This is a genomic window from Streptococcus danieliae, from assembly GCF_009767945.1.
GTDB classification, from domain to species: domain Bacteria; phylum Bacillota; class Bacilli; order Lactobacillales; family Streptococcaceae; genus Streptococcus; species Streptococcus danieliae.
In genome coordinates, this window is the sequence record NZ_WSRS01000181.1 from 1 (window position 1) to 681 (window position 681).

Consider the following 681-nt stretch of genomic DNA (forward strand, 5'->3'; position numbering starts at 1 on the left):
AAAATCACAATCAGAAAGGAAATCCATATGTTTAGTCTAACAAATAACAGTTCTAAAAACAACACTTTTTCTTTCGATGGCGGTAATCTAACAATCTATGGTGGACTAGTTCTTTTTAAAGAACTTTTTGAACTCTTGAATCTGGTAAATTTAATTTCTAAACACCTGGTTACGAATGATCAACGCCTGTATTACTCTTACTCAGAGACAGCCATTCTAATCCAACTTCTATATCAAAACCTAGCAGGTCATGATACAGACTATGCCTGTCAAGAATTGAAAAAAGATGCTTATTTCCAGCAGCTACTAGAAACTGAACAAGTAGCTTCTCAACCAACCTTGTCACGCTTCTTTTCACGTGCTACTGAAGAAACCGTTGAGGCTTTAAGACAACTTAACCTTGAGCTAATCCAAATCTTTTTACAATTTCATCAGGTAGATACTCTTATTATTGATGTGGATTCAACCCATTTTACGACTTATGGGAAGCAAGAAGGTTCGGATTATAATGCTCATTACCGTGCAACAGGCTATCATCCACTATATGCCTTTGAAAGTCAGACTGGCTATTGTTTCAACGCTCAGTTACGTCCTGGAAATCGCTATTGTTCTGACGGAGCAGTAGAGTTCCTTCAACCTATTTTAGAAGGCTTCAACCGGTTACTTTTCCGCATGGACAGC

1 protein-coding gene is annotated in these 681 nt (G+C 37.7%); it reads left to right on the plus strand.

The features are described from left to right. Positions 1 to 27 precede the first annotated feature (27 nt). Positions 28 to 681: IS1380 family transposase (locus E5983_RS09330; RefSeq protein WP_160333518.1), on the plus strand; the 654-nt coding region annotated here is incomplete at its 3' end.